We start from the raw sequence: 24,898 nt of genomic DNA on the forward strand, positions 1-24,898 counted from the left end.
CCTTACCACATTCCTTAGCCCTTTCGAAGGTGGCGAAGCCCTTCCATCACCGGGCCGGCGCCTGTGGATTGGCGGGAGGCCGCGCTGTGCAGGACGGATAGACGCCCCGCCACCGCTCCCTCGTTCAAGCCCGTCGATGGAGGATGAAATTAGCGATGCGACCGGCGATGGGCTCGTGGTAGACATCGGCCTGACCGTCGCCTACCACACGACGCCGATCCATTACCTGCCGGCCATTGCGCGCTGCCGCCGCCTGAGCAGCAAGCGCGAACTGCTCGCCATCGGCTACGACACCGGGCACTTTCGCAGCACGTCGCACAGCGTGGATGTGACGCGCGGCTTCGAGTCGTTCGTCCATCTCTCGGCGCGCCCGCTGCCGCCCATTCTGCGATCCAAGCTGGAGAGCGGCTTCCCCCACGCCGAGCTGCGGGTAGTGATCGGTCACCTGCCCGCGCGCGACCTCCACCTGTGCCGCTTCAACATCGCCCGGAACCGGAACCGCTCGTTCCAGCAAGGCCCGAAACACGGCTGGCTGCGCGACGGACTGCGAGTCCCGGTCGCCCGCGGCGCCGATGAATGCCGCGGTCTTCTCCAGGCGTCCGGCGACGGCGATCTCGAGGTGCTGTTCCTGGGTGGCGTCGATCTGTCGTCCGACACCCAGGTGCGCGTCTTCGACGCCGCCGATGCAGCACTCGCCGAAGCCTCCCTCGCGGCTGCCGGAACCGGATGGCGCGTCACCCTGCACGCCGGACCAGCCTACCCGCGCCGCGCCGACCGCGCGTCGGCGGCCGAGGAGGAGCATGCCCGCTTCCTGGCTGACGTGAGTTACCGCGGCAGCGGCCTCGACTTCGACCGGTTCAAGGATCAGCCAACGCTACTGGGATGATCCTCCCCGGCGGCGGCGCCAACGCCCCAGGCATTGATGCACGGCGAGCAGCACCAGGACCATGTCGTTGCCGTCCGGCGAACTGGCCGCCTTATTGTGATGCGACGCCATGTTGCCGGCAGCGCGCAACAGATGCAGGGCTGTCTTCTCCCACTCCGGCGCGTCGAGCGCCTGGATGCGGGCGGCCAGGGACGCTCCACCTCCACTCCCTGCCTGGAAGCCGAAAAGCTCCTCCACCAGGAACTCGCAGAAGTGACGGCACCACGCTCCAAGCCGCACGAACGTAAGGTCCGGATTCAGAATTTGCGCCAGTTCGCTGACGAGTTGGTCCGCATGGTCGTCCAGGTCCTCCAACTGATCGATCTGCTGGTGCACGAGGTGGCGCACCTGGTCGGCAAGGCCGGAACTCCCCAGCGCGATGCGCACGCGCCCAAGCTCGGCGTCCAGCGCGCCACCGAGCAGTCGGGCCTTGTCCCAGTCCTTCTCGATGATGCGCACACGCGAAAGGCCCAGGGAATGCGCCAGCACCGACCGCGCCGCCCGGATGATAGCCGCAGCCGCCTTGGCGGGATCAAGCCCCTGACGCCCGGCGCCGAGCAAGGGCATCGCCAGGCTGCGGCAGCCGTCGTCCCAGGCTTCGAGAACGGCGACGGCCTTGAAGATGGCGAGGATACGCTGTTCCAGCCGTTCCATCTCGCCTTCGGGCGGCGTGCGGCTGCTCTTCCCAAGGACGCACAGAATCCGCCGGAACGGAAGGCCGCTCAGCGGGCGCGAGATCCAGCAACCCAAAGGTTCGCGCAGATCGATCTGCGGGTTCTTCGCCAACTCCTCCATCGAGAGGCCATAGCGGTCCCATAGCGCTGCAACGACCGTCCCCTGCGTGGGAATGTAGCTGGAGGCAAAGGCAGACACGACGAGCACATCCGTCGGCTCGTTGAGTGCGCAGATGTCGCCGTGAAGCAACTCCACGCAACGGATGCCACGGAAGGTGTCGATGAAGACCTCGTTGAGCCGCTCCATGCGCTGCCATTCCTCCGATGTTGCGGACTCACGCCGCCGGCCGGGTGCCGGCACGATGGGCGTTGACGATCCAGGTGGTCGGAATGCGCGCCCACTGGCTGCTGCCGATAACCGGCACGGCCCTGCCGGCGATGGTCGGAAGACCGCCGTCCGGCAGCGGCAGCAGAAGCCACAGCCCCGGCGGCCCGCCCGCCGTTCCGGAGGCGTCGCGCAGGGTCTGCAGCCGGTCCATCAGGTCGTAGCGGGCGAACAGGCCGCAATCGACCAGCAGAAGCGGCGTGGTGGACGTGCGCAGAGCCTGCTCGACCTTCGGCGCGGCGAAGCCGATCAGGCGTTGCAGGTTCGTCCAGTCGCGACTCTGCGGGTCGGCGGAGTCGGCGCGCAGCACCAGGGACCAATCGACCTTGCGGGTCGCGGCCTCAGCCCGCATGGCGTCGAGAAGCAGGCGGTCCACGCTGACCCGCTGCAAGGGGAACCGGTCGAGCAGCGCGCGCTCGGCATCCAAGTAGCGGCGGGGGTCGACGGTCAGCGCCAGGAACCCGCCGGTGCGCAGGGCATAGGCCATCTTCTCTTCGAGGTGCTGCGCGGCGGTGACCTCCGGGGTCTGTTCGACCGCCGGCCCGTCCGTCATCAGGCGGTGGATCGAGCTAACCCCGGTCGAGGCGCCGAGGCTGACCTGGTCGGTGTAGTAGCCGGCCCCTTCCTCGCCATTGTCCAGCCACACGCGCCCTGCTCCGGCGTCCTCCAGCAACCGGTCGAGCGCCGGCCGGCCGGGCAGCGGCGCGGCCTCGGCATAGCGGCCCAGCACGCGCTCGCGCACCTGCGCCTCGGTCAGAACGCGCGGTCCCAGCAGCGAGCCAGCCGCCAGCCTCAGCGTGCGGTCCGCGGGCATGCCGCGCGGATAGACCTCGCCCTTGCTGGACAGAGCCGCCTGCCGCGACGCCGCAACCGCGAGCGCGCGGACACGGTTGGGCGCCGGACGGGGCGAGGCTTCGGGCCAGCCGAGCACCTCCAGGTCCTCAAGCACCCGTTGCGGCGGCGCCAGCGGGTCGAGCATGGCGAGGGCGTCAGCGGTGCGGCCCAGCGTCTGGGCGTGGATCGCCAAGTCCAGAGTCTCGGCGACCAGTGGCGCCGCCTCGTCCTCGAACACGAGGAAGCGCGGCTCTGCCAACGCCCCCTCCGCGTCGGTGGCGGCCCGCAGCACCGCACCGGCGAGCCGCACGCGCTCGTCCTCCTCGGTCAGGGCCGAGCCACGCATGGCCAGGACCTGGAGCACCAGCTCCTTCGCCGTCATCACACCGCCGTGGGCCCGGAGGAGCGTCCGGAGATCCTCGCGCAGCGCGGTCAGCCAGGGCTGTTTGTGCCAGCGCTCCCGCCCCTTCGTCAGCGCGGCGGCGACGGCGGTGCGGGCCATCCCGCAGTGGCCGGCAACCTGTCCGACGGTGGGCCACACCGGGGGCGGCTCCGTCGCTTCCAGCCCCAGGAAGACGGCCAGCACGCGATCCTCCGCCGTCTCGTCGCCGAGTGGGCGCCGCGGGACGAGAAGCTCGGCGAGACGGTCGATGCTGGGGACTCCGGGGTCCAGCGCCGCGCCCGAATCCGTGGGGGCCGACGCGCCCGGCACCAGATCGGGGCGGAGCTGGGCCAGCCGCTTGGCCTTCAGCCGGATCTCCTTGCGGATGCGGTCGCCGACGTTGGGGAGATAACGGATGCTGCGGCGATGAACGGCGAGCAGGTCGCGCACAGTGTGCACACCCATGCGGTCGAGGACGTCCTGTGCCTCGACGCCATAGCCGAGATCGGCAATGGGCGTCTGCGCGGTGGCGCGGCGGGCCATGGCGTCGAAGCTGTCCTCGTCGCCGTGGTTGGTCACCACCTCGTCGAACACCCGGCGCCATGCCCGCAGCATGTCCTCGGCGTTGTCGAACCGCTCGCGCGGGTCGCGGCGCAGCGCCTTGTCGAAGAAGGCCGTCAGCCCCTCGCGCAGATGCGGGTCGATGCGCCCGGACTCGATCGTCGCCTCGTCATCGATCAGCGCCGGATCGCTTTGTCCGTCGCCCCAGGACGGGAGCATGCCCGTCATCATCTCGTGCAGAGTGACGGCGGCGGCGAAGCGCTCGGCGCTCAGGTCCCAGCGCGGCGGTCGGCGCAAGCTCAGGAAGGGATCGAGGTAGGGGCGCGTTCCGGCCTGGATGTTGTCCGCCGGCGTGCGCGCCAGGGAGAAGTCGAACAGCACCAAGCGCTTGCGCTCCCGCCCTTCTGTGATGCCGATGTTGTCGGGCTTGATGTCGCGGTGGGCGATGCCCTTCTGCTCGAGGTGGTCGACCGCGCTCAGCAGCTCCTCGCCGAAGCGCCGCTTCAGGTCCAGCGACAATCCTTCGGGGTTCCTCAGATGCTGCGCCAGGGTTTGCGTGCCGGCGTTCTCCAGCAGAATGGCCGCGCGACCGGCCACCGCCACGGTGCGCTTGGCCGTGACGATGTTGGTGTGGTGAAGCTTGGCCAGAGCTGCCGCCTCGCCTTGGAGCCGGTCACTGTGGGCCGTGTCCACCGCCACCTTGAGCACCGACTCCTCCGGATCGTCTTCGCAGCGGACGAGCAGGGCGTCGGCGGAGGCGCCGCGCCCGAGGCGCCGGATCACGGTGAAGCCTCCCTCCAGCCGGTCACCGGGCTTTGCGACGGACGGATCGACCGTGGCTTCGGGCGTCCCCTGCTGCAGATCGCGTTCGACGTCCGCGAGATACTCAAGGAACTCGTCCATGGACGCGATGCGGCTCGCCACCTCCGGGTGGGTGCCGAGGCGGATCAGATCGACGAGGCTCTGCATTGCTCCGTCGACGACATCGGACACGCGCAGACCACCGCCGGCGCGGAGGCGCGTCGCCAAGTCCAGCGGCGAGGCGGCCGGCGGCTGCCCGGTGAACAGGTGATAGGCGATCGCGGCGAGCGAAAAGACATCGTGGTGCGGTCCAGACTCTGGTCCACCGCGCAGCGCCTCCGGCGCGATGTAGACCTTGGCCGGGTCCTCGACATAGTCCTCCAGATGCACCGTGCCGGCGGTGACGTGTGCGGTCCCGGAGGTGGAGGCGTCGCGGGCTGCCGTCCGCCAGTTCATGATCTGGAGCCGCGGGTAGGCCTGTTCGACGTCACGCACGAGGATGCTCTGCGGCGACAGAGCCCGGTGGTACAGTCTCTTGGCGTGGGCGTGCTTCAGGGTTTCGGCAAGCTGGCGGACGATGTGGAGCCGCAGATCCACACCCATGCGTTCCAGGTGCTCGCGCATGAGGAAATCAAGCCGGATCGCCTTCGGGTCGTGATCAAAGATCAGCGCCGGACCGCGGTCGGTGTCCTTGTACTCCCTCACCTTGAGAACACCGGGGTGGTCGACGCCCTCCAGGATCTGGAATTCCCGCGCGGCCAAGCGGCCGAGCGCCCGTCGTGCTTCCTCACCTGCGGCGGCCGTGTAGGGGTGCATCCGGACGCGCCGCGGCACACCAAGGGACACGTGGCGCCCCTCCCAGTCCTGCCAGCCATCGCCTTCAGCGATGATGCGCGTCAACTCGTAATCCCCGATGCGGCGGTCGCGCAGCGAGGGACGAATGCCGGCCTCTTCGATCGCCCGGCAGACCATCCGCGCCTGCGCGGCATCCACGGGGGCGCGGAGTGCCGCCGAAGGAAGGCCTGCCGTCAGCGCGTTGATGATACCCTGGCCATGGGAGGAAGGGCGCCGGCCGAAGGTGCGTTGGGCTGACGCCGAATCCACACGCCAAGCCAGGTCGGCGGCGGACAGGAAGATCACAGGCTCGATGAAGGGCACACGCAGCCGCGCTCGTACGACTGCACTCTGGCGCTTGAGCAGCGAGGCGAGGCGCTTCGCCTTTCGGTTGGCCAGGATCAGCGGGTTGTCGTCGGAACGACGACGACCGTCCGTCGTCCAGGTCCAGGTATGCGAATCACCATCCAACCGGCCGGGGCGGCTCTTGATCTCAACGAGAAAGAGCCCCTGCGGGGACAGGATCAGCGCGTCTACCTCATTAACCTTACCCTCATCGTCAATGAACTCGACGTTCGACCATGCGTGCCATGGTTCCTGGTCGGGAAGACGTTCACGCAGGTACTCGAGCGCTTCCCGTTCCCAAGGAAACGGCGACTCTGCAATCGCCGACCACCGCTGCACGCTCATTGCCATCAGGGCACCTCGTTCGATACACGACCGCAGGATGCAGCATGCATCCCCGTAGGTCCAGATCCTGGGGCGAGGCGCCCGCCCCCGATCCATGTGCCGCGTCAGCGGTGCCAGCATGGGAGTGACCACGGGCGCATACACCCGGCGCTGGGATCAATCGACGATCGGCAAGAGGTGTCCGTTCGCTTCTTCAGAATCCCCTAGCCGAGAAACTGGACACATTGGAGATGATAGCGTTGCGCACGACGCGCAGCAGAAGGGGCCGGCTCCGTGGGCGCCACCCTACTGCGACGCCCACGGCGCAATGGGCCGCAACATGCGCGCTGATATGGCCACCGCCGAGCGCCTGACGGATGCAGCGGGCGCACCGATAAACGCCGTTGCATTCCGCAACGCCGGCCGAGGGGAGAACGATTCCGTGTGCCACAGCAAGGTACGAGAGGCGTTCGTGGTACGTGCTGGCTTTCCTGGGGGCACCCCACCGTAGCGCCCCCCAAGCAATCAGCGATGGGCGTCTCGCACCTCCGCCGGAAGTTCGCTCACCGATCGCGTCCGCACTTCCATCCGCCCACCTCATCGCAGGCATCGGGCCAAGGATTGACTTCCATGAGAGATGGTCGTCAGCGCGGCACGCTCGTGCGCACTCAGGTCGCCATCGGCCGCCCGGCTGAGGACCGCCGCGGCCGCAGCTGCGCACGCCGCGTCCCGTGTGCTCTCCATCCCGTCAGTCAAGCACCTTCCGGGAGCCGACGCAAACCATCCCCAGCCCCGCCACGACTGCCAGAGCGTGAGCGTCCAGGGGCCGCATTGGGCGCTCTCGTCGGAGAAAAGACCGCCGCAGCTTCTGATTTTGGTCCAGATCATCCTGTCCTCCCCCTTCAGCGAACAAACGCGCCTCCGCTCCATGGGACACGATCTCACGGAAGGTTACACACGTTAACAACCATAGATTGTTAACGCCCAAGCCCGAGGACGCCAGCCGCGTCGTCTTGATTCTTGGTCCCACCAAGCGAGCTCATCAGGTCGTCGTCATCAGCGTACCCGCCAAGCACCAATTCGACAGCCTCCTGCGCGACGAGACTCTCCGCATATGCACGGTAGTGGCGGTCTGTAACCCCACCATCACAGTGCGCGAGCATCGTCGTTCCCAAGGCTGCTCCGTCCGTCGGCCGATCCTCCACCAGCGTGGTCGCCAAGCGGTCGCGGAAAAAATGCGGTGAGATCCGGACGCCCAGACGCTTCTCAATCAGATCGCCGATCCGCGTGCTACATGCGCTGGCGGACAGGGGCGCACCGCGCCGTGCGGCCCAGAGCATCGGCTCCTCCGACGGCACACCCAGGCGAGGCCTCCAGTCCCTCAGGTATTCGTCGATAAGCGGGCGCAGGGGATCGATCCGCACGCCAAAACTGCGGCGGCCTTTCATCGCCGCCGCCGCGAATTGGACACGGGCGCCTCTGGCATCAAGGATGAGGGTCGTGCCGATCCGCAGCGCGAGCAGATTGGCGCGGCGCAGCGCTCGATACGTCAGGACCAGGATCATGAGGCCATCCCGGAAACGGACCGCCTCGTTCGGCCCCCAATGGGGTGCCGAGCGCGCCTCGTTGAGCAACGCGTATCCGAGGGCAGCGAGCGTCTGCAACGACACCCGGCGTGCAGCCTTACGCTTGGCATCGGGAGCACGCATTGCCTCAACCCGCAGTCGGCGTTCCACGCCGATGAGCCAGCCCCAGTCGCGGCGTGGGTCGATCACGCACACGGCAGCGATCCGCAGCGCCTCGACGTGGCTGTGCACCGACCACGGCGCGAGCATGCGGCTCCGCAAATCAGCGATGAAGACATCGATTAGACCTGCATCGATCGCGCTGGACCGCCCATCACGGCGCTGGCAGGCCAGGAGCATTCCGAGGGCGGTCTCGATGCGCCGGCGAAACGCCGGGCTCCAATGTGCTGCCACTCCTACGTTGTCCGCGTAACGCGTCGGCGCCCGCCGCTGCGCCGCAAGCCACGCTTGGCGCAGGATGGAGGGCCAGTCGTCCAATCGCAGGCACTGGTTCGTTGATCGCTTTGGAGGTCGGTCCTGCCGTGGCGGGCGCGGGCGCCGGGACCGGCGTTCACCGTCAATCAGCCTGTCCAACCACAGCCAGTCGGTTTCGGGGTACAGACGCTCAACAGCCTGAAGAAGAAGCGCGAGGTAGTCGAGCGCCGTTCCGTCCGTAGTGCGGGCTGCGGTATCCGTTCGAAAGCCCTGGACCCCGTCGCGCGTGGGTGCGGTGTCCAAGGGGTGCCCTTGCCGGTGCAGGTAGCCGAGCCACTGCCCGTACACCGACAAGAGCTTGGTCCGTGTGGCCGCGGCTCTGCCGACGGCTTCGAGTGCCGCGCGATGGCCGGGCGGCCACGCCACGGGATCAAGGCTCCAGCGTCGCATCACGCCCTCCGCTTCGGAGAGCCGGCATCGGCGTGGACACCGGCAAGCATCGCGTCGATCGCCTCCCCCGCCATGTCGGGATCGATTTCGGCGTAGAAGTCGCGGGTGGTCTGCAGGCTCCCGTGTCCGAGCGCGGCCGAGACGACTGCAAGGCTGTTGGGGTCGGCGCGCAGCATGATGCGACCGATGAGGTGGCGGACGAGATGCAGGTGCATGACAACATTGAGCCGCTCGAGGATGACCACGCAGACGCGGGCGGCGAGACGGGCCGGGACCAGATGAGTCCCCGGCACCACAGGCGAGGGGAATAGATGCGGGTTGGTGTCGTCGCCGGCCGCCCGCACGGCCGGAAGGTAATGGCGGATGTAGAGGTCGATCACCTTGAGGCGGGTCGGCGAGACCGTGCGCGCGAACGGCTTACCTGTTTTCATTTCGTGCCCGGCGAACTGCAACTGAGCACCTTGTCCACCAACGTCGCGGACGATGTGATCGATGGTAACGCTGGCGAGGTTGCGGCGACGGACGGGCGCGATCCGCAGCAGGAGCAGCGCGATGGCAATCTGCATCCGCCGAGCCATGTCGGGCGTAACGTTGCCACGAGCGGCTTTGCGCTCGGCTTCGAGCTCCGCGACGAGCACGCTGGGCAACCGCAAGAACGCAGCGATGGTGGCGTCGTCGAACTGCCGCAACCGCACCTTGTTGCGCTCGGTCATGCCCTTCGGCGTTGGGCGCTGGCCTTTGGCTCCGGGAGCACCCGGATGGGCCTGCAGCACCCTGCGGGTCAGGATTTCGATGTCGCCCGGCGTCGCGCCGCCCCAGGTGATCGCGATGGTCCGCAGCACACGCGCGACAGTGAGCGAGTAGGTCGAGTCCTCGAAAGCGATGTCGCGGCCCTCGGCCTGCGCCAAGCGTTCCTCGATGCCGGCAAGCGTCATGGTCACCGCTTCCGGCGTCACCACCGCCGCGATCGACGCCACCTCGGCGAGCAGGACACCGTTGTCGACCAGCGTCTTGGCGGCAAGCACCACCATGTTGCGGTGCTCCTCGATGGTGCGCGGCGCCAGCGGCCGATCACGCCACGCGGGGTCGGGATCCGCGTACCGGCCTCGTGCGGCGCCGTGGGCATGGGACTGCCCGTCGCGCCCGCACTTGCCAAGAGCCCATGGTCTGTAGCGCTGGTCGAACTCCTGCAGCAGCGCGCCGAGCGCGCTGGTGGGCGTCCGGAACACCACACGCGCGTCGGGCAACGGGGTGAGCCGGACGGACGGCCAGCCGCTCACGGCGTGCTGCTCGACGGCGCGATTCCAGGCGCGGATGGTTTCGGCAAACCGTCGGCGGATGGCCGCGTCGTCAAGCCCGAGGGGACCCGTTGTCTGCAGGGCTTGCCAGTAGTCCGCCACCAGCGCGTCGTCCACATCCCCCGGCATCCTGCCCTGGCTCGCGCCGAAGCGGATGAACCGGCTGAGCGGGGCGCGACGGTGGTCGTCGGGCAGCAGCGCGAGCAACCGGTGCCAGTCTTCCGGCAGATACCGCGCCGTCTGCCAGAGCGTGTGGTTGCCGATCAGTTCGACCGCCCGTGCGATGTTGCGCCGGAAATTGCTCTGCCGTTCGGGGGACTGGCCGACCCGCGGCGCCTTGGGGCCCGTCAGCAGCGTACGCAGCGATGTGACGAGCGCAGGAACGGCCGAAGGAGGCCGCATCAGGTGTCGGGCCAAGCGCCCGACATCTCGGCGCAACTCATCCTTGGTGGCGGGAGGAAGCGTCGAGGCTGCGACTGCATCAAGGGCGTCCTGCAGCGTCGGCCCCAACGGCGCCGGCGTCGCGGTGTCCTCCATCAGATTGACCAGCGGGATGCCGGTCGCCTCTGCCAACGCCTTTAACGTGGCGGGCTGCGGGAAACGTGACGCGCCACGAACGATGTCGTTGACGAGATTGGAGTTCCCGCCGACGGCGAGGCTGAGGGTACTTTGGGCGATGCCGGTGCGCTCACAGTACTCCGCCAGCGCGCGGGCAGCCTTCGACGGGTAGGTGGGCACCGTCAGCGGGCCACCGTGCAGCGTCTCAATCGCAAGGCCTGTTGCCGCCGCAAGCGCCTCCAGGGTCGGGCGATCGGGCTGCCGGGAGCGGCCGTGCACGATGTCCGCGACAAGCTTGGCACCGCGACCGGTCTTGAGGCTGAGGGCGCGCATCGACACGCCGGTGGTGCGGCAGTACTCGTCAAGCACCTGGGCCGCAGGGCTGGGCGAAGGAGACGTCATCGGGAGATTTTCCGCTGGCTGGGGGAAAACGGTGGGGTATTGGGGGAAGCGGAGGAAACCGGGGGGATCGCGCGGAAAGCTGGGGCAACGGGCCAGCGTCACCAACACCATGTGGTTCCGGACCGTTTCCCCAGCTGGCACGGCGGAGCGGAAATCACGGTTCGCCGGAGCCGTCCAGGCCGTTCGCGCGGGCCACCGCTGCTTCGAACGCCACCACGTCTTCAGGGCGGATGCGCCACACGCTGCCGAAGCGCGTCGCGCGCAGTCGGACGTTGCCATCGGCATCGCCCGGTGCCGTGCCGACGAGGATCCAGTTGCGGATGGTACGCGGCACAACATGCAGGCGCTGAGCCACGTGACGCACCGTCCACCAACGCGGGGAAGCGTTGCTCTGGCGTGCCGGGATCGGCGGCGGCAGCACAGTCGGGTCAGGCACGAGGGGAACAGGCACGCGGGGGCGCCGGGCGCAATGGCTTGCGTTCATGGAGAATCCATATCGGGTTGGTGTTCGGCCGGCCTTGAGGGGGCATCGCCGTATTCCGGCCGACACCAGAAAAGATTGCCGGTTCCGCTCACCTCTGCAAGCAGAAAACAACAAATTGAGCAAGTTTTATTTTGGCCTTCGCCATTTGTACTAGGGTTTCTCTAATCATGATTATGCGATGCAATAAAGGCGTAGGGCGCTGCCATAGTGATAACGGCGCCGGGAGCGGATGTCTTCGCTCTCGGCGCCGTGGCCATTATTGTGTTGTCGGGGCATGCGCCGACGATGTAGGGCTGGCGCGGTCGGTAATTGTCGTGCCTCTACGGTCGTGGCCACGACAAGCGCGACGCCACGGCAGAGCACCATGCGGCACCTCAGCGCCGGTCAGCGGTGGAAGTCGCACCGATCTATTCTACGGCAAGAATTCCTAATTTCAAAAATCGACAGGTCAGTTCGGTGCGGTTTTTTGTCGCAAAATTACGAAGTATGGTTGTCAAATGAACTTTGACCGTACCCTCGCTGATTCCCAACCTCCTCGCGATCAGCTTGTTCGGAAGGCCGCTGGCGACCAGCGTAACGATCTCACGTTGGCGCGGCGTCAGGCGCGCCAACTCGCTGGTGAACGGATCGGTTGCTGTACTGTGCGCCGCGGCCGAGAGCGGCACGGCCGGCGTGGATCGTACAACACCGGGCGACACTACACAGAACCCGGCCGCCACTCCGGCAAGTGCCATCTGCAGCGCTTGCGGCGTTTCGCGGCCGGACAGGAGAAGGTCGGCGCCGCATGAGATGAGGGTGGTGATCCTCCCGCTGGCCTCCGGCGGCACGACAAGCGCGATCACCGGCGGACTACGCAACGTTCGCAGGTGGGCGACTTCGAACTCAACATCGCTGTCGAGGTCTGCAACTTGTCGCACGACGAGTCTGTAATCAGTCGTGCGGTCGATCGACCACAGCGAGTCGAAGACATCGAGGTGACTCGGAGCGACTGCCCGTTCGATCAGCCGCGCGACACCCTGGCCACAGAGGTGGTCGGCGCTGATTACGGCCGCGCGGGGGAACGGCGCCGCCAGAGTTGGCGCCGTCGTATCTATTGTGATGTCGTATGGCATGGGTGCTTGTCCCGGACAAAATTGATGCGGGATGCTTGGACGAGAGGTGACCGTCTCGAGGTCAACTGCCGCGCTCGACACCGCGGCCGAAGCCGCGCATCCCAAGAAGCTTGATGCGTGCGCAGAGCAGCCTGTTCGCTTGCCGGTGGACGCCGCGCCCGCGTCCACCGGCAGGTTCGATCAGGTCACGAGGAGAGATGGTGATCGGGCGGCCTGGGGCGGGAGGCTGCACGGAGGCGGTGAATCGGGCCGCCGAACGCAGAACTCTAAGACGAGCCCATGAATTCCCGACGCCAGCACCCATGCGGCTTCACCGAGCAGAGCCGCTGAAACAGCGTCGTCGATTGCCCCAGTTGCCGCAGCAATGGTTACGTTGTCGATGGCCAGCGGTGCACGGTCAGCGGCGCGGACCTCGACGCTCGTACTGACCACGACCGCAGGTCCCATCGAGACCGGTACGACAAGCGTCGCAGCGGCGCGGGCCTTCACATCGTTGCCGTCTATCCATAGCGGGGCGAACCTTCGGAGCGTCGCCGGACCATTGACGAGACGGGACCGAAGGCGCTGGTGATCGAGCTTCCCAGACGCGTGGGGAGGCACGAGAGCTTCGAGCGCGATCAGATCAGCGGGGAGAACCTGCGCGAGCTGACGCACCCAGCGGATCGCCCCGGCGTGGATCGGGTCGCTGGGGTTGACGGCCCGTCCGTCGACCCGATACACGCCGTGAGCGAAGAGCAGGTGCACGGAATCATTGCAGGCCAGCGCTTGCGAAAGAGAGTTCATCGGTAGCTCCGTTAGGATTTCCGACGCGACCTCGTGTCGAGGACAGCCTGGGAGGCCGCGCCACCCGGCGCGCGGCCTCCCAGGCTGTCCTCGACAGCTTCCATTTGGTTCTCATCGGCAGAGATCGGCGCCGCAGCGGAGCACCACGAGCCAGCTGGACCTGAAGCTAATGTTCCCTCCCGACGGAGCCGCGCAGAGGCGTGCTGCGCCTTGGTTTATTACAATATTTATTTGTTAAATATGCCAATGCATTAGCGAATGCAATGCGAACGCAGCAACATGAAGGTTTCGATTCAACGGGTTGCGCGTCACACCTGCACCATAGCAAGCGCCAGATCGGCTCAGACTCCTTCGCACCGATCAAGCCCGAACATTGCACCCCACGAGCCCGTACTTCGCACCCAGCAACCCCGTAATTTCCACCCCGGATCGCCGCACACGTGACACCATGCCCCCGTAGTTTTCACCCCGTCATCACGATTCGGCCTAGGATTGGAGCCGCCTCCAAGGTAGGCGGAACAGAAGAACTCTGTACATACGGAACCGGGAACGAAGTTCCCGCCGTCCTCTCGGCGGCGCGTTCGGCGGACGACGGGATCTCCAGCATGTCGACGCGTCCGGCCCGATGCTCTGCACCACCCTCACCCTGGCGCGCTTGGCCGATGACCCGCAGGTGCGCGAGGACTGGCCGGCGCTGGCGCAGGCGCCCTCGGTCGCCGCACGCCTCCCGGCGACGGGGTGATGCTGTTCCGCTACGGCTCAGGCGCGGCACCGCAGCCCCCTGGGCACGCAGACGCGCAGACCGGTGTCGCCGACCGGCAACACGTCCACTTCGGTGCCGTAGACCTCGCGCATCATAGCGGTGGTGATCACAGCGTCCGGCGTTCCGAGGCGGGCGAGGCGGCCTTCTTGCGGCAGGGCGCCACAGTCCGCGATGGCGAAGGCCTGCTCGGGTTTGTGGGTCGAGAACACCACCGCCCAACCGCCCTCCCGCGCCAGCCGCCGCACCTGCTCCAGCAGGCTGGCGGTCGGTTGGTTGAGTACCAGCACGCGCGGTGCTTGGGCCAGCCCCCGCGCGATCAGCGCCGGTTGCTGCCCCCCGCCGCTGATGCGCAGCCAGTCGTGCTCCGCCAGGGGACCGATGCCGAGCCGGTCGAGCGCCTCCGCAGCCGCTGAGTGGTCCGTGCCGACGGCGCGGCGAAGGGGCTCCGGTGGGCGGTGCGCCCCATCAACACCATCTCGCGCACGCTGAAGGGAAATTGCCCGGCACAGGCCTGCGGCACGTAGCCGAACGCCATCGCACGCCGACGCAGTCCCCAACCGCCAAGGTCGTCGCCATCGACGAGCACGCGGCCGGCGCGCGGCGGCAGTAGGCCGAGGATCGTCTTGAACAGCGTCGTTCTGCCGCCACCGTTGGGGCCGAGCAGGCACAGAACCTCACCAGCCTCGACGGCGAAGCCAACTCCGGCACCGACGGTCCGCTCGCCGTAGCCGAACGCCAACTTCTTGATGGTAAGACGCGCGGTCATGACCAGATGCGCCGCCCGAAGGCCAGCGGCCAGAGGAACACCGGCGTGCCGATCACCGCGATCATCACGCCCAGCGGCAGTTCGACCTGCCCCAGGCCGCGCGTCAGCGATCCACCGTCAGCAGACAGGCCGCGCTCAGCAGCACCGCCATCGACAGCAGCCGTAGCCGCACGAAGGCTGAGCCGATCAGCAGCCGGGCGAGGTGCGGCACCAGCAGCCCGACCTAGCCGACGATGCCACTAACCGACACCGCGGCGGCGGTCATCAGCGTCGCCGCAGCGATCACCACGGTGCGCACCATGCGCACCGACACGCCCAATGACGTGGCCTCCTCGTCACCCGGCGTCATGACGTCCAGGCGCCAGCGCAGCAGCATCAGAGGCACGGGCGCCACCGCCATCCGGCGGCGCAAGCGCGGCGAGGTCGGTGCGGTTGACCGCCGACAGGCTGTCCAGCAGCCCGCCAGCGAAGGCCATGGTCTGCATGACGAGCAACGGCAGCAAGGTGAAGATGCCAAATACGGCGCCGAGCACCCCCCGAGGAGACGCCGAGGATGCCGGGCGAGACCAGCGGGTTGCAGAGCGGCCCCTTGGTACGCCGCCCCCGACGCGGCGAGCCCTGCACCCACCAGAAGCGCGGCGAGCACGCGCGGGCCGCGGATGTCCCAGATCACCGTCTCGACCGCTTTCGGCACCGGCAGCTCGCTCTTCGTCGCCTTGGCCCACAGCAGCGCCGCCAACTCGCCGGGCGCCACCGGACAGGCGCCGGTGCTGACGGCGACGCACATCACCGCCAGCAGCAGGACAAGCATCGCGCCCAGCACCAGCGCGAAGGGCGCCTCACCTTGGCGGGCGCGATCCCACCAGGAGGTCGCTAGGTTTGTTGGCGTGGACGGCCATCCCCATTTGGTCAAGGGGTAACGTTGGTAACGCTGGTCACGTTACCGGTCCGGGGATCATCGATCCTCAGGTAAAAAATTCTGCATAAAAGTGACGTTGTGCCGTAGATCGGCGCGGAGAAGAGGCGATATTCGCCGGGGCCCGACGATGGGTAACGACGAGAGGCCCTTATGTCCGTGCCCGCCAACACGTTTACCCCCAACCAGATTAGCCTTCGCCCCAAGGTTCGCGCCGCAATCCACAGCCTCATTTCGCGTGGCGAGTATCCGACCGTCCGCAAGGTCTGCGAGGAGGTCGGTGCGTCCGGCCGCGATGTTCAGCCCCTCATGCGTGAATGGCGCGACGAGCAGGCTGGCCACACGTCCGCCGCTACTCCGCCGTCCCGGGGGGGCCCGTGCGGCGACGTCAGCGTCGTGGTGCTCGCGGCCGCAGAGGCTTTGCGCGCTTCGTTCGAGCAGTCTCTTCATGGACTGGTGTCTACCGTCCGCGCGGAGCGCGCCGAGGACGAGCAGAAGCATGCACAGCTGCTCGCCAGCACGCTCCGCGATGCCGAAGATCGTGCAGCGCCTCTGACCGTACAGATCAGGAAGCTTGAAGCGGAACTCGAGGCTGAAGAGTCTGGCCGCATCACGGCCGAGGAGAAGATCTTCGATCTCATCGCACAACTGAAACATCTCCGCTCGGAACGCGACGCGCAAGAACTGCGACACTCTGACCTTCTCGATCAATTGGAGCGCGAAAAGGGGCTGAGCGCGGCACACCAGACGTCGTTGCTTCTCGTCCGGGAGGATCTCGAAGCGGCTCTCGTGACTGCCGCAAAGTACGAAGGAGTTACCAAGGCACTCAACGAAGCGCTCCAGCGGATCGCTCATCTCGAAGAGATGTTGCGCATGTCGACCGCTTGGCAGACCAGCCTTCCGGACCTGATCGGCGCCGTTCTGTCGCACCAGAACGCGACTACGTAGCCCGGCACCCGCAGATCATGAACGATCACTCCAGCCTTCCTTTCCCGCAGCTGCTGACCGAACGTGAAGCGGCGGATCTGCTTAGGGTGAAGCCGAGCACCGTCCGCGCTGAACGGGAACGAGGAAAGCTGGGACACATCCGCGTCGGCTGCCGCATCTTCTATACGATGCAGCAGCTTCGCGAATACCTGGAGAAGCAGACGGTTTCCCCATGCGCAAGCAACCCGAGCACCGACCCGGTCAGATCGGACAATACTGGCTCAGCAAGAAGCCCGGCCGCGACGGCGCCGACGACGCGTGGTGTCGTACTTGGTACGAGCCCCGAACGCGACAGACACGCCGTGTCAGCCTTGGCACAACAGACTTTCAGGAGGCAAGTCTCCAGCTCGCGGCTTGGGTCGTCGAGAATGAGCGTCCCCGGCACGCCGCCCCCGATCGCGTCCTCGTCGAAACCATCCTGCTGAACTACTGGACCGACCACGCACAGCATCTGCCGAGCGCCCGGACGCAATGGCTTGGCCTGTCTTACTGGCAGGAATTTTGGACGGGGCGGACAGTCGCCGACATCACGCCACACGAGCAGCGCCGATTCCGTGAATGGCTGGCCAACCGGGGAACCGGCACCAGCGGCATCGACCGCATCCTGTCGGTCGGGCGGGCTGCGCTGAACCGGGCCAAGAAGTGGCAGGAGTTGGCCGAAGTCCCGCACATCTTCGGGACCGTCACGGCCGAAGCAAAGCGGACGCGCCAACCGAAAGGCCGCCCGATCACACCCGAGGAGCTGGCGCGTCTTATCGATGCGGCGCAATCGCGCCACATGCTGCTGTTCCTGCTGATCGCCTCCAACACGTTGGCCCGCCCAGCGGCCGTTCTGGATATCGAACCAGCACAGCACGAACTCGGAGCATGGGCTTCTCGACCTCAATCCCCCCGGCCGCATCCAGAACAAGAAGTTCCGTCCGGTGGTCCCGGTCTCACCGACGCTGCGCCCATGGCTCAGTCAGCCGGTGGGGAAGAGCGGACGGTACGTCAGCTACCGGAACCAGCCGATCCGCTCCATTCTCCACATGTGGCGGATCACCCGCGAAGCGGCGGGGCTGGATGAGCGCGTCACTCCGTACTCGATCCGGCACGGCATGGCCCGGGAGATGCGCAAGCGGCGGGTACCCACTGAGCAGATCAGCCTGTTCCTTGGTCACCTGCCGGACGGCTCGGCCGCAACCACGTCGATCTACGCACCCTACGAGCCAGGCTTCCTGGCCGATGCTCTGGAGGCCATCGAGGAGGTCATGGGAGAGGTGCGCAAGCACCTGAAGCGCGTCCAGATCGACCACCCACAGGCGGCGCTCGGTTCCAAGATCGAGATCAGCCTCACCGGCCGCGCGCGCCGGCACGGGGTCGGCGAAGACAAGCGGCAGGAGGTCCGGCAGCTCATCCTGTCCGGCGTGCCGCATGCCGAGGTGGTCCGGCGGACGGGCGTGTCGAGCGGCACGGTGAGCGCGATCCGGCAGGAGCTGAAGGCGGTCCTGCCGCTCTACCGGAACACGGAGTTCGGCGATTGCGTGCCGCTTGCGTGCCGCGACGGCGAGGACGACGACGGCGACCTGCCGGAAACCCTTGGAAAGATTGGTGGGCCCGGCCGGATTCGAACCGACGACAACACCGTTATGAGCGGCGCGTTCTAACCGCTGAACTACAGGCCCCCACCAAGGGATGCCGAATGTGCCCAGAAGAGGGAACTTATGCAACCCCGTTCGATGCGGGACGGAGCCCGAAATGAAAACAGGGGACCCGAAGGTCCCCCGCTTTTCATACAGCCGCAATCCGTGCGGAGCGTTCGTTCCCGGAAACCTCAGGTGTCCAGGAAGCTGCGCAGCTTGCGCGACCGCGACGGGTGCTTCAGCTTGCGCAGGGCCTTCGCCTCGATCTGGCGAATGCGCTCGCGCGTCACGTTGAACTGCTGGCCGACCTCTTCCAGCGTATGATCGGTGTTCATGCCGATGCCGAAGCGCATGCGCAGGACACGCTCCTCGCGCGGGGTCAGCGAGGCCAGGACACGGGTCGTCGTCTCGCGCAGGTTCGCCTGGATGGCGGCGTCGAGCGGCAGCACCGCGTTCTTGTCCTCGATGAAGTCGCCGAGATGCGAATCCTCCTCGTCGCCGATCGGCGTTTCGAGGGAGATCGGCTCCTTGGCGATCTTCAGGACCTTGCGGACCTTCTCCAGCGGCATCATCAGGCGTTCCGCCAGCTCCTCCGGGGTCGGCTCGCGGCCGATCTCGTGCAGCATCTGGCGGCTGGTGCGGACCAGCTTGTTGATCGTCTCGATCATGTGGACCGGGATGCGGATGGTCCGCGCCTGGTCGGCGATCGAGCGGGTGATCGCCTGACGGATCCACCACGTCGCGTAGGTCGAGAACTTGTAGCCGCGCCGGTACTCGAACTTGTCCACCGCCTTCATCAGGCCGATGTTGCCCTCCTGGATCAGGTCCAGGAACTGCAGGCCGCGGTTCGTGTACTTCTTCGCGATGGAGATCACGAGGCGCAGGTTGGCCTCGACCATCTCCTTCTTCGCGCGGCTCGCTTCCTTCTCGCCCTTCTGGACGGTGGAGACGATGCGGCGGAACTCGCTGATCGGCAGCTTGGCCTCATCCGAGATGCTCGACACGCCGTCGCGCGTCTTGCGGATGTCGGCCTCGTACTTGTCGTAGAACTTGCCCCAGGTCTTGGGGTTCAGGCCACGGATGCGCTCCAGCCAGTTCGGGTCGAGTTCGTGCCCGAAATAGTGGTTGAGGAAGTCTTCGCGCTTCACGCGGCAGTCGGTCGCCATGCGCAGCAGCTTGCCTTCGAAGCCGGTCAGCTTGCGGTTCAGGGCGTAGAGCTGCTCGACAAGCTGCTCGATGCGCTGGTTGTTCAGGCGCACCGTGTTCATCAGCTCGACCATCTCGGTCTTGAGCTTGTCGTACTTCTTGTCCGACTGCTTGGCCACGTCCTCGCCGCGCTGGATGGCCGCGATGCGGCCCTCGTGCAGCTTGTGCAGCTTGTCGTAGGTGGTCTTGATCTTCTCGAAGGTCTCGATGACCTGCGGCTTCAGCGCGGCTTCCATGGCCGACAGGGACAGGCTGTTGTCGCCGTCCTCGTCGCCCTCTTCCTCGCTTTCGCCCTCGGGACGCGGCGGACGCTCCTCCTCGGTCTCCTCCGGGGCGGCTTCCACCGGCTCGGCCAGACCTTCGGGGATCTCCTCACCGTCCGGGCCGCCGCCATAGGTGGCGTCCAGGTCGATGATGTCGCGCAGCAGCATCTTCCCTTCCATGAGGGCGTCGTGCCACTCGAGGATGGCGCGGATGGTCAGCGGCGATTCGCAGATCGCCCCGATCATCATCTCGCGCCCGGCCTCGATGCGCTTCGCGATGGCGATCTCGCCCTCGCGCGACAGCAGTTCGACCGAGCCCATCTCGCGCAGATACATGCGCACGGGGTCGTCGGTGCGGCCGATGTCGTCATCGTCCAGATTGCCGGCGGACCGGCCTTCGCCCTCGCCGTCGGCGTTGGCGTTGCCTTCCGAATCCTGCTCTTCCGATTCGACGATGTTGATGCCCATCTCGGAGAGCATCGCCATCGTGTCTTCGATCTGCTCGGAAGACGACGTGTCCTGCGGCAGGGCAGCGTTCAGCTCGTCATAGGTGACGTAGCCACGCTCCTTGCCGCGGGCGATCATCTTCTTGACGGCAAGACCCATGCCGTCCATGAGCGGGCCGTCGCCGGCCTCGTCCCGGGCTTCGGAAACTTCAACGCTGTTCGCAGCTTTCGTGGCCATGCGATCGATGCCCCCGCATTACCCCATTATAAAAACCCATAGCGCGCATCGCAGCGGCCCCCCGCTGTCGATCCGCACCTGCTTAAACCGGTTGTGAACCGTTCCGGACCGTGTCCGGCCAGACCCCTCCGGGTCTCATTCCCTCCGGCCCTTCCCTTCCGCACCATGCCCGGCGGCGCTGGCCGCTACGCATCGTCGAGATCCTCGTCATCCGTCATACCCATTCCGGACCTGATGACCTCCTGTTGAAGGGCCACGACCCGCGCGAAGTTCGCCTCGCTGTTGTCACGGGCCAAAGCCGCCTCCGCTTCTCTCAAATCGGCCATCACCTGCCTGTGATGCAGATGATGCCATGTCGGCCACCACCCCCGTTTCGCGTCCAAGGAGGACGCATCCGGGCGTGCAAAGCCGGCATGGACATAGGTCAACTCGCTGAGCAGAGAGCGGACAATGGTATCATAGCCGGCGGAAGACAAGTGGCGACAAAGCGATGCGGCGTCAAGTCCCGAGTCGTTTTCCCGGCGTTCGGCAAGCAATCCAATGACCGCTTGGCGCAATTCCTCCAATTCCCGGTCGGGAAACGGCAGCATGCCCAGCGATTCGCCCAACTCATCAAACAACTCGGGATGATTGATGATCACGGCGAGCAGAACGCGCTCCCGCGCAGCGGCGAGGTTGCCGGGGTTGCGGCGGCGGTGGCCGGGCGGCGGCGCGGTGCGCAGGCCCGGCAGGCCCGGCGTGTGACGGCGCGTTTGCTGGCCGAAGCGCCCCCCGCCCTGCCCCCCGCCTTGCCAGGAACCGCCCGGAACCCAGGGACCGCGCTCGTAGCGCTGGCGCGGCGGCGGGGCGAAGGCCTCGTCGACGCGGCGGCGCATCTCGGTGCGGTAGAAGACCTGCACGTCGCGGTCGGCGATCTGCCCGACCCGCGCGTCCAGGGCGGCCTTCACCGCCGCCTTCGATTCGGGCGTGTCGGTGGGCTTGCCCTCGGTCTCCATGCGCCAGACCGCCTCGGACAGCGGGATGGCCTCGCCCAGCAGCTCCTGCATGGCGCGGGGGCCGTGCAGGCGGATCAGGCTGTCGGGGTCCTCGCCCTCCGGCAGGAAGGCGACGCGGGCGGAGTGGCCGGGGGCGAGGTGGGGCAGGATGCGCTCCACCGCCCGCCACGCCGCGCGCCGCCCGGCGTTGTCGCCGTCGAAGCAGAGGAAGGGCACCTTCTCCGCGTCGGGGATCAGCTTCCACAGCTCCTGGACCTGCGTCTCGGTCAGGGCGGTGCCGAGCGGCGCCACCGCGCCCTCGAAGCCGGCGCGGACCAGCGCGATGACGTCCATGTAGCCTTCGGCGACGATCACCGGCTTGCCGTCCGCCGCCGCCTGCCGCGCCCGCGACAGGCCGTACAACAGCGTGCCCTTGTGGAACAGCGGCGTGTCGGCGGTGTTGACGTATTTCGGACCGTCGCCCTCCAGGATGCGCCCGCCGAAGGCGACCACCCGGCCGCGTCGGTCGGTCACCGGGAAGATCACCCGGTTGCGGAAGAAGCTGTAGGGCGTGCGCCCGTCGTCCGGCCGCTTCAGCAGGCCGGCGGTCACCATGTCCTCGTCCGAGAATCCCTGCTTCAGAAGCTGGCCGCGCAGCGCGCCGGAATCGCCGGGGGCGAAGCCCAGGCGGAAGCGCGCCATGCCCTCGGTGTCCAGCCCGCGGCGCTGGAAATACTCCAGCCCGGCGCGCCCAACGGGGGCGTAAAGCTGCTGCTCGAACCAGCGGGCGGCCTGCTCCACCAGATCGTGCAGCGTCTTGCGCCGCTCGTAGCGCTGCTTGTCCTCCTCGGTGGCGCGGGGGACCGGCAGCCCCGCCTCGCCGGCCAGCGCCTCCACCGCCTCCGGGAAGGCGAGGTTGTCGTGGCGCATGACGAAGCCGATGATGTCGCCGTGCGCCCCGCAGCCGAAGCAGTGGAAGAAGCCCTTCTGGTCATTGACGTAGAAGGAGGGCGACTTCTCGTTGTGGAAGGGACACGGCGCCTTGTACTCGCGGCCGGCGCGGATCAGGCGCAGGCGCTTGCCCACCACGTCCGACAAAGCGAGACGGGTGCGCAGCTCTTCCAGGAATTGCGGCGGGAAGGCCATGGGCGGGAGGCCCCCGTTCTAGATCGGAAACCGCACGCTCAGCAGGCCGAGAGCTGCTGCTTCACGGTGCCGCTGACCTTGGCGAAGTCCATCTGGCCGGCGTAGCGGGTCTTCAGCTCCGCCATCACCTTGCCCATGTCCTTGATGCAGGTGGCGCCGATCTCGTCCACCACCGTCTTGACGGCGGCGGCCACCTCGGCCTCCGACATCTGCTTGGGCAGGAAGCCCTCGATGATGGTGATCTCCTCGCGCTCCTGCTCGGCCAGTTCCAGGCGGCCGCCCTGCTCGTACAGCTTGATCGACTCGCCGCGCTGCTTGATCATCGTCTGCAGCATGGACAGGATCTCCGCCTCGTCGATGCCGTCGGTGACACCGCGCGAGCGCGCCGCGATGTCCCGGTCCTTCAGCGCGGCCAGGATCAGGCGCACGGTCGAGACGGCGCGCTGGTTCTTGGCGAGCATCGCCTGCTTCAAGGCCTCGTTCAGGCGCGTGCGCAGCATTGCGTGTGTCCTTCGTGTTCGTCGGTGTGTTCGTCAAACGGTCGTCCGGGGCGTTCGTCGTGTCGAAGCGATCGACGGCCGTCCGGCGGCATCCGCGCCCCCGGTCCTCCGCGGCATGGCGCGGGGAACTCGGCGCGAACCGGTAATATTCCTAAATTTGCTCCGGATTGCCACGTCAATTCCGAAGGCCCGCCCCGCACCCCCCGACAGCCCGTCGGAAGGCCCCTCCAACGGTCAAGCCCCACCGGTGAAGCACGGCGATTATGCAAACGCGCCGCTGGAAATCGGGGTACCAATCGTCATATACGGTTGACCGGCTCACCCGTCCCGACTAATCGATCCAGGCTCAGACACCCGAACCGCAAGGAGCCGGGATGGCGGGGCACGGACCGACGACGACGCGTGCGCCCAGCGGGGCGGGACGCGGCGCCGACGTTCCGCGATGCAGGAATTTGTGGCCCGCGGCGGCTCTTGATAAGGTCTGAAGGATGGCTCAATCGACTCTCCCGGCGGGCGATGCCGGCGCTTACACCGGTGTCCTGGTTCTGGCCGACGGCACCGTCTTCAAGGGCCGAGGCATCGGTGCGGTGGGGGATTCGGTGGGCGAGGTGTGCTTCAACACCTCGATGACCGGCTATCAGGAAATCCTGACCGACCCCAGCTACGCCGGCCAGATCATCACCTTCACCTTCCCCCACATCGGCAACACCGGCGCCAACCCGGAAGACATCGAGACGGTGACCCCCGCCGCGCGCGGCCTGATCCTGCGCGCCGACGTCACCGACCCGTCGAACTGGCGCGCCACCCGCCATCTCGACGACTGGCTGAAGAGCTACGGTCTGGTCGGTCTGGCCGGGGTGGACACCCGCCGCCTGACCCGGCGCATCCGCGACCTGGGCGCCCCGAACGGCGTCGTCGCCCACGCGCCGGACGGCAAGTTCGACCTCGACGCGCTGGTCGCCAAGGCCAAGGGCTGGCCGGGGCTGGAGGGCATGGACCTCGCCAAGGACGTCTCCTGCCGCCAGACCTACGGCTGGGATGAGGGCGCCTGGACGCTCGGCGCCGGCTACGCCACGCAGGAGAGCCCGCGCTTCCACGTCGTGGCGATCGATTTCGGCGCCAAGCGCAACATCCTGCGCTGCCTCGCCGCGGCCGGCTGCAAGGTGACCGTGGTTCCGGGCACCGCCACCGTCGAGGACGTGATGCGCCACAAGCCGGACGGCGTCTTCCTGTCCAACGGCCCCGGCGACCCCGCGGCCACCGGCGAGTACGCCGTGCCGACGATCAAGGGCCTGCTGGACACCGGCCTGCCGATGTTCGGCATCTGCCTGGGCCACCAGATGCTGTCGCTGGCGCTGGGCGCCAAGACGAAGAAGATGCCGCTGGGCCACCGCGGCGCCAACCATCCGGTCAAGGACCTGGCCTCCGGCCGGGTGGAGATCACCAGCCAGAACCACGGCTTCGTGGTGATGGAGGAGACCCTGCCCGCCGACGCCGAGGTGACCCACGTCAGCCTGTTCGACGGCACCAACGAGGGCATCCGGCTGAAGAACAAGCCGGTCTTCTCGGTGCAGTACCATCCGGAGGCCTCGCCCGGCCCGCAGGACAGCCATTATCTGTTCGACCGCTTCGTGGCGCTGATGGACGGCAAGCAGCCGGCCTGACGTCCTGCGGCCACACCGGCCGACGCGAAGACCGATGCGAGGAAGGGAGCCGGTTGCGACTCCCTTTTTTCTTGTCCGGACGTGCGAAGCGTCGCACACCCGCGCCTTTTCCCCGCCGGGACCGCTCCCGGCAACGGCATCGCCCGAATGGGTGATCCGGCCGAAATTTCCACCCCCTTCGATAAAAACCCTGCTCCGTCAAAGGTGTGTCCTTTGCCGCCGGACTCTGCGATGGTTACGGACGCGTCCCCCGCC

At 67.2% G+C, this 24,898-nt stretch carries 18 protein-coding genes, 1 tRNA gene and 1 pseudogene; 6 read left to right on the forward strand and 14 right to left on the reverse strand.

Annotation, left to right across the window (positions count from 1 at the left end):
* Positions 1–136 precede the first annotated feature (136 nt).
* On the forward strand, positions 137–886 hold the full coding sequence (locus tag ACWPN5_RS13080) for a hypothetical protein (RefSeq protein WP_492295740.1): 750 nt from the start codon (positions 137–139) through the stop codon (positions 884–886).
* Here the strand turns inward: ACWPN5_RS13080 and ACWPN5_RS13085 are convergent.
* The 10 genes from ACWPN5_RS13085 to ACWPN5_RS13130 form a co-directional block, all read right to left on the reverse strand.
* Entirely contained in the window at positions 875–1,906 is a 1,032-nt protein-coding gene (locus tag ACWPN5_RS13085) for a macro domain-containing protein (protein WP_492295742.1), read from the reverse strand. The two genes, ACWPN5_RS13080 and ACWPN5_RS13085, sit on opposite strands and share 12 nt — an antisense overlap.
* A 28-nt stretch (positions 1,907–1,934) precedes the next feature.
* Positions 1,935–6,206: a BREX system serine/threonine kinase PglW gene (pglW, locus tag ACWPN5_RS13090; protein WP_492295744.1), complete on the reverse strand. Its 4,272-nt coding sequence runs from the start codon at positions 6,204–6,206 to the stop codon at positions 1,935–1,937.
* A gap of 836 nt (positions 6,207–7,042) precedes the next feature.
* Positions 7,043–8,515, reverse strand: a complete 1,473-nt coding sequence (locus tag ACWPN5_RS13095; protein WP_492295746.1) for a tyrosine-type recombinase/integrase — start codon at positions 8,513–8,515, stop codon at positions 7,043–7,045.
* Positions 8,515–10,773: a hypothetical protein gene (locus ACWPN5_RS13100; protein ID WP_492295748.1), complete on the reverse strand. Its 2,259-nt coding sequence runs from the start codon at positions 10,771–10,773 to the stop codon at positions 8,515–8,517. The genes ACWPN5_RS13095 and ACWPN5_RS13100 overlap by 1 nt, the downstream gene beginning before the upstream one ends.
* 154 nt (positions 10,774–10,927) lie before the next feature.
* Positions 10,928–11,128 carry a hypothetical protein gene (locus ACWPN5_RS13105; RefSeq protein ID WP_492295750.1) on the reverse strand — a complete coding sequence of 67 codons (201 nt, stop codon included), beginning with the start codon at positions 11,126–11,128 and terminating at the stop codon, positions 10,928–10,930.
* Between the two features lie 536 nt (positions 11,129–11,664).
* Entirely contained in the window at positions 11,665–12,369 is a 705-nt protein-coding gene (locus ACWPN5_RS13110) for a LuxR C-terminal-related transcriptional regulator (RefSeq protein WP_492295752.1), read from the reverse strand.
* A 180-nt stretch (positions 12,370–12,549) separates the two neighbouring features.
* Positions 12,550–13,152: a hypothetical protein gene (locus ACWPN5_RS13115; protein ID WP_492295754.1), complete on the reverse strand. Its 603-nt coding sequence runs from the start codon at positions 13,150–13,152 to the stop codon at positions 12,550–12,552.
* 759 nt (positions 13,153–13,911) lie between these two features.
* Positions 13,912–14,202, reverse strand: coding sequence for a hypothetical protein (locus ACWPN5_RS13120; RefSeq protein WP_492295756.1), 291 nt, complete (start codon positions 14,200–14,202; stop codon positions 13,912–13,914).
* Positions 14,203–14,231: 29 nt separating this feature from the next.
* Positions 14,232–14,681, reverse strand: coding sequence for an ATP-binding cassette domain-containing protein (locus tag ACWPN5_RS13125; RefSeq protein WP_492295758.1), 450 nt, complete (start codon positions 14,679–14,681; stop codon positions 14,232–14,234).
* A 223-nt stretch (positions 14,682–14,904) separates the two neighbouring features.
* Positions 14,905–15,435, reverse strand: a complete 531-nt coding sequence (locus ACWPN5_RS13130) for an iron chelate uptake ABC transporter family permease subunit (RefSeq protein ID WP_492296387.1) — start codon at positions 15,433–15,435, stop codon at positions 14,905–14,907.
* Between ACWPN5_RS13130 and ACWPN5_RS13135 the strand changes: the two genes are divergently transcribed.
* From ACWPN5_RS13135 to ACWPN5_RS13150, 4 genes and pseudogenes are all read left to right on the forward strand, one after another.
* Positions 15,341–15,601, forward strand: coding sequence for a hypothetical protein (locus ACWPN5_RS13135; protein WP_492296399.1), 261 nt, complete (start codon positions 15,341–15,343; stop codon positions 15,599–15,601). The two genes, ACWPN5_RS13130 and ACWPN5_RS13135, sit on opposite strands and share 95 nt — an antisense overlap.
* Positions 15,602–15,750: 149 nt before the next feature.
* On the forward strand, positions 15,751–16,545 hold the full coding sequence (locus ACWPN5_RS13140) for a hypothetical protein (RefSeq protein WP_492295760.1): 795 nt from the start codon (positions 15,751–15,753) through the stop codon (positions 16,543–16,545).
* 17 nt (positions 16,546–16,562) lie between these two features.
* Positions 16,563–16,733: pseudogene (locus ACWPN5_RS13145) on the forward strand (helix-turn-helix domain-containing protein); the annotation flags it as partial.
* Positions 16,734–16,756: 23 nt separating this feature from the next.
* Positions 16,757–17,650: a hypothetical protein gene (locus tag ACWPN5_RS13150; protein ID WP_492296401.1), complete on the forward strand. Its 894-nt coding sequence runs from the start codon at positions 16,757–16,759 to the stop codon at positions 17,648–17,650.
* A gap of 522 nt (positions 17,651–18,172) precedes the next feature.
* On the opposite strand, the gene ACWPN5_RS13155 is transcribed toward ACWPN5_RS13150, so the two are convergent.
* The 4 genes from ACWPN5_RS13155 to ACWPN5_RS13170 form a co-directional block, all read right to left on the reverse strand.
* A tRNA-Ile gene (locus ACWPN5_RS13155) sits at positions 18,173–18,248 on the reverse strand.
* Positions 18,249–18,397: 149 nt separating this feature from the next.
* The gene (rpoD, locus tag ACWPN5_RS13160) at positions 18,398–20,359 is read right to left on the reverse strand and encodes an RNA polymerase sigma factor RpoD (protein ID WP_145678444.1); all 1,962 of its coding nucleotides are present in this window, start codon (positions 20,357–20,359) and stop codon (positions 18,398–18,400) included.
* Between the two features lie 185 nt (positions 20,360–20,544).
* Positions 20,545–22,479, reverse strand: a complete 1,935-nt coding sequence (dnaG, locus tag ACWPN5_RS13165) for a DNA primase (protein ID WP_492295762.1) — start codon at positions 22,477–22,479, stop codon at positions 20,545–20,547.
* A 38-nt stretch (positions 22,480–22,517) separates the two neighbouring features.
* Positions 22,518–22,979 (reverse strand): GatB/YqeY domain-containing protein, encoded by a 462-nt coding sequence (locus ACWPN5_RS13170; RefSeq protein WP_145688743.1) that lies wholly within the window; start codon positions 22,977–22,979, stop codon positions 22,518–22,520.
* A gap of 488 nt (positions 22,980–23,467) precedes the next feature.
* Between ACWPN5_RS13170 and carA the strand changes: the two genes are divergently transcribed.
* Positions 23,468–24,643 (forward strand): glutamine-hydrolyzing carbamoyl-phosphate synthase small subunit, encoded by a 1,176-nt coding sequence (carA, locus tag ACWPN5_RS13175; protein ID WP_014240921.1) that lies wholly within the window; start codon positions 23,468–23,470, stop codon positions 24,641–24,643.
* Positions 24,644–24,898: the final 255 nt, after the last annotated feature.

It is taken from the genome of Azospirillum sp. UENF 211521, from assembly GCF_058780535.1.